The following is a 4700-nucleotide window of genomic DNA, read 5'->3' as shown; positions in this document are numbered from 1 at the left end:
GCCGTGTGCGCGGTGGTCTGCGACGGCGTCGCGTCCGCGCCCGGCTCCGACCAGGCGTCGCGCGTCGCCGCCGAGACGGGCGTCGCCGTCCTCGCCCAGTGCTTGACGGCGGGCGCCGGTCCGCTGTCCGCGACGCGCACCGCGATCGGCCACGCCGCCGCGAGGGTCGCCGCGCTCGGCGCCTCCGAGCCGTCCGGGGCGGGCGGCTCGCCCGCCTGCACGTACGTGTCCGTGCTGGTGGACGCGACGACGGTCACGATCGGCTGGGTCGGCGACAGCCGCGCCTACTGGCTTCCGGCCTCCCGCTCGTCCGCCGCGTCCCTCACCCGCGTGGACCTGCCGGTCCGCCCCGGCCCGGCGGCAGGGGACGCGGCGCGTTCCTTCGCGGGGGCGCGGATGGCGACGGTGGAGTTCGCGCCCCGGAGGCTGGCGGACGGAAAGGTGCTGACCAGGGACGACTCGTGGGCCGAGGAGATGGTCCGGGCCGGGCTGATGACGCCGGAGGCCGCGCACGCCGACCGCCGCGCGCACCTGCTGACGGGATGGCTGGGCGCGGACTCCGGGGGCGCGTCGACCAGCGCGGCCACGTTCGCGCCGGACGGCCCCGGGACGGTGCTGGTGTGCAGCGACGGCCTGTGGAACTACCTGCCCCGGCCCGCCGATCTCGCCGCCGCGCTCGGTGCGGCGGCCGATCCGGTGGCCGGCGTCCGGGTGCTGCTGGACGCGGCGCTGGAGGCGGGCGGACGGGACAACGTGACGGCCGTGCTGATCCCTTTCCCGGCCCTGGCCGAGAGGACCGGCGAGCCCGCGTCCGTCCCGGGGGCCGGAGGTTCCGCCGGGACGGAATCGAGGCCCGGAATGTCCGAAACCTGGCCTCCCGGTTCCGGACCCGGGGCCGCCGCGTCCCACAGGGAGAGCACGGTGTCCGACCGCGGGAGCACGGTGCCCGACCCGGAGCGCACGGTGTCCGACCTGGAGCGCACGGCGCCCGACCGGGGCGGGGCCGTGTCCGACCGGGGCGGGGCCGTGCCCGAGCCGACGACGTGGGTGTCAGCAACCAGCAGGGAGAGCCGGCGATGACCGACCGTCCGCCCTTCACGATCAAGGTCGACCAGAACCCCTACCTCGGAGCCGGCGGGCGGGAGATGCACGCCGTCGTCACGGTGGAGTCGTCCGGCGCGGCCCCGTCCGGGCCGCCCGCCGCCGCCGAAGTGATCATCATCGACGCGTCCGGGTCGATGTCGTACGCCGGGAAGATGGCCGCCGCCAAGCGGGCCGCGGAGGCGGCGCTGCGGGTGGTCCGGGACGGCGTGCGGTTCGCCGTCCTCGCGGGCGCGAACAGCCCGCGCATGGTCTACCCGCCGGAGCAGCGGCTCGTCGAGATGAACCCGCGGCGGCGGACGGAGGCCGTGCGGGCGGTGTCCCGCCTGGAGGCGTCCGGCGGGACGGCGATCGGGTCCTGGCTGCGCTGGACGGCCCGGCTGCTGGCCGGGGAGCAGGGCGCGGTGCGGCACGCGATCCTGCTGACCGACGGCAAGAACCAGCACGAGTCCGCCGAGGAGCTGGACGCGGCGCTGCGCGCGTGCGAGGGCGTCTTCGGCTGCGACGCGCGCGGCGTCGGGACGGACTGGGACGTCGCGGAGCTGCGGAAGATCACCTCGGTGCTGCTCGGCGGCTTCCTCGACGTGCCCGACCCGGCGGACCTGGAGCGCGACTTCCGGCAGATGATGCGCGACGCCATGGGCAAGCGCGTCGCCGACCTGGCCCTGCGCGTCTGGACGCCGCAGAACGGGCGGCTGCGGTTCGTGAAGCAGATGGTCCCGGTGGTCGAGGACCTGACCGAGCGGCGCGCCGACCGGGGCCAGATCGGCGACTACCCGCTCGGCGCGTGGGGCGCGGAGAGCCGCGAGTACCACCTGTGCGTGGAGGTCCCGCCAGGCGACGTCGGGCGGCAGGGCCGCGCCGCCTGGGTGAAGCTGGTCGCGCCGGACTCCGGCGACGAGCTGGCGCACGCGAACGTGCTGGTCGAGTGGACCGACGACGAGGCGCTGTCCACCCGGATCAACGCGCGCGTCGCGCACCACACCGGCCAGTCGGAGCTGGCCGACGCGATCCAGGAGGGCCTGGCCGCGCGCCGCGAGGGCGACGAGGAGCGCGCGACCACCCGGCTGGGCCGGGCCGTGGCGCTGGCCCGCCAGGTCGGCAACGAGGAGATCTCCGGGCTGCTCGGCCGGATGGTCGAGGTGGACCGCGAGTCCGGGACGGTCCGGCTGAAGAAGGACGTGGACGTCGCCGACGAGATGTCGCTCGACACCCGCTCGGTCCGGACCGTCCGGACCAGGCAGGACGGGACCGGCCCCGGGGCGGGGGCCTGACGCCGTGACCGGTCCCGTGGGCAAGTGCGGCGCGTGCGCGGCGGAGCTGCGGCCGGGCGACGAGTTCTGCGACGCGTGCGGCACGCGCGTCGAGTCCGCGCCGCGCCTGGAGTTCGTCCGCGAGGACGGCACGGAGCGGTCCTCCGGGAGCGGGGCGGGGGCCCGTGACGGCGCGGCGTCCCGGCCCGGGGCGGGCACCGCCGTGGCCGTGGTCTGCCCGGTGTGCGGGGCGGGCAAGTCCGGCCGGTTCTGCGAGGTGGACGGCTACGACTTCGACACCGGACGGCAGGCGGAGCGTCCGGCGGTGTTCAGCGAGGAGTTCGACGCCGGGCCGAGGCCCGCGCCGGGGTACTGGACGGCCGTGGTCGTGGCCGACCGCGCCTACCACGACGCCGTCGTCGCGCAGAGCGGGTCGGAGGGGCGGTCGATCGCGTTCCCGCCGTACTGCCCCGAGCGGCGCCTGCCGATGACCGCCGACCGGGTCCAGATCGGGCGGCGCAGCGTGTCGCGGGGTATAGATCCGGAGATCGACCTGTCCGTCCCGCCCGAGGACCCCGGCGTCTCCCGGCTGCACGCCGTGCTGCTGGCGCAGCCGGACGGCTCGTGGACGCTGGTGGACCTGGGCTCCGCGAACGGGACGACGCTCAACGACGACCTCGACCCGATCCCGGTGAACGTGCCGGTCCCGGTGAAGGACGGCGACCGCGTCCATGTCGGGGCCTGGACGACCATCACGCTGAAGAGCCCGGACACCCTCAGGAGCCCGGAATGAGCACGCCGACACGGCAACCGGCCGTCCCGCCGCGCCAGCCCGCCGTCCCGACCACGACCCCGGTCCGGCGCGCCGTCCGGCCGCTGGAGCTCCAGCGCGGCCGCCTGGTGACGTTCGTGCGCGGACGGTGGCTGAAGACCGTCCCTGGCCGCATCCGCGGCTGGACGGCGCTCGCGGTGGCCACCATCGCGGCGCTCGCGCTGGCCCTCGGGCTCGGCGTGCAGGACGCCAGGCAGGGCGTGCAGACGATCGGCCACGACGCGGGGCCGCAGGTCGTCGCGACCGGCGACCTGTACTTCGCGCTCAGCGACATGGACGCGCAGGTCGCCGACATCCTGCTGATCGGCCGCGACACCGCGCTCGGCATCGGCAAGGACGAGTCGACGCGGCGCTACGAGCGGGCGAGGTCGGACGCGGGCAGCGCGGCGGTCCAGGCCGCGCAGCTCGCCGGGAAGGACCGGGACCGCAAGCAGACCGTCCAGGAGGTCATCGACGGGCTCGGCCAGTACCAGCGGCTCGTCGGGCGGGCGTTCACGCTGAACGACCAGTCCGGGCATCCGGCCGGCCAGCTCCCGCAGCCTGTGGTCGATACCTACCGGCAGGCGTCGGACCTGATGAAGCTGGAGCTGCTGCCGAAGGCGTACAACCTGACCCTGGACAGCGGCGCGACCGTCCGGCAGTCCTACCAGGAGAAGCGGACGAGCGTCCTGGACGCCCGGTACTGGGTGCTCGCGGCGGGCCTGGTGGCGCTGCTGGTGCTGGTGGCCGGGCAGCTCGCGATGGCGCGCGAGTTCCGGCGGCTGCTGAACCCCGGGCTCGCGCTCGCGACGGCGGGCACGATCGTCCTGGTGGCGGTGGGCGTCGGCGTCCTGAACGCGCAGGCCGGGCACCTGCTGCGGGCCAAGCGGGACGGGTTCGACTCCGTCCTGACGCTGTCGCGGGCGCGCGCGATCAGCCACAGCGCGTTCGCGGACGAGTCCCGCTTCCTGCTCGACCCCGGACGCGCCGACACCTACGAGCAGAACTACCTCGACAAGGCGTCGGCGATCCTCTACGTCGAGCCCCCGGCGGGCACCCCGGCGAACCTCGCGACCTACTACGCCCTGGCCGGGAAGGCCGCGACGACCTACCGCCCGCAGGACCGGTCGGCGTTCCTCGGCCTGCTCGGCGACGAGGCGCGCCAGGTCCGCGAGGGCCCGGAGAGCGACGCGCTCGCCCGCGCGCTGCGCGCCTACGCGACCGTGCTCGGCAACGACCAGCACATGCGGCGGCTCGTCCAGACCGGCGACCGGCGCGGCGCGATCGACTTCCGGATGGGGCGCGGCTCGTCCGCGATCCGCGACTTCGACGCCTACGACGCGGCGCTGCGCTCCCTCGGGGCCACGCACAGCCGCGCGTTCGACCGCGCGATCAGCCAGGCCGACGGCGGGCTGTCCGGCTGGAAGGTCATCCCGCCGATCGCGGCCGCCGTGATCGCGGCCCTGGTGCTGGTGGGCGTCCGCCCCCGGCTCGCCGAGTTCGGAAGGATCTGACGATGCCGTCCAGACTCCACC

The 4700-nt window shown here is 75.7% G+C and carries 4 protein-coding genes; all 4 read left to right on the top strand.

Annotation, left to right across the window (positions count from 1 at the left end; translation table 11 throughout):
* On the top strand, positions 1-1080 hold a 1080-nt coding region (locus AB0J52_RS27960; protein ID WP_500185385.1), incomplete at its 5' end, for a PP2C family protein-serine/threonine phosphatase.
* Positions 1077-2375 (top strand): vWA domain-containing protein, encoded by a 1299-nt coding sequence (locus tag AB0J52_RS27955; protein WP_500185384.1) that lies wholly within the window; start codon positions 1077-1079, stop codon positions 2373-2375. The genes AB0J52_RS27960 and AB0J52_RS27955, both read left to right, overlap by 4 nt.
* A gap of 4 nt (positions 2376-2379) precedes the next feature.
* A complete protein-coding gene (locus AB0J52_RS27950; protein ID WP_500185383.1) occupies positions 2380-3147 on the top strand; it encodes an FHA domain-containing protein in 768 nt (255 codons plus the stop codon).
* Positions 3144-4679 (top strand): GlnX family signal transduction membrane protein, encoded by a 1536-nt coding sequence (locus AB0J52_RS27945; protein ID WP_500185381.1) that lies wholly within the window; start codon positions 3144-3146, stop codon positions 4677-4679. The genes AB0J52_RS27950 and AB0J52_RS27945 overlap by 4 nt, the downstream gene beginning before the upstream one ends.
* Positions 4680-4700: the final 21 nt, after the last annotated feature.

The organism is Spirillospora sp. NPDC049652 (assembly GCF_040675125.1).
Taxonomy (GTDB): Bacteria; Actinomycetota; Actinomycetes; order Streptosporangiales; family Streptosporangiaceae; genus Spirillospora.
Note: the sequence above shows the minus strand (reverse complement) of the source record. Positions and strands in the feature narration are given on the sequence as shown.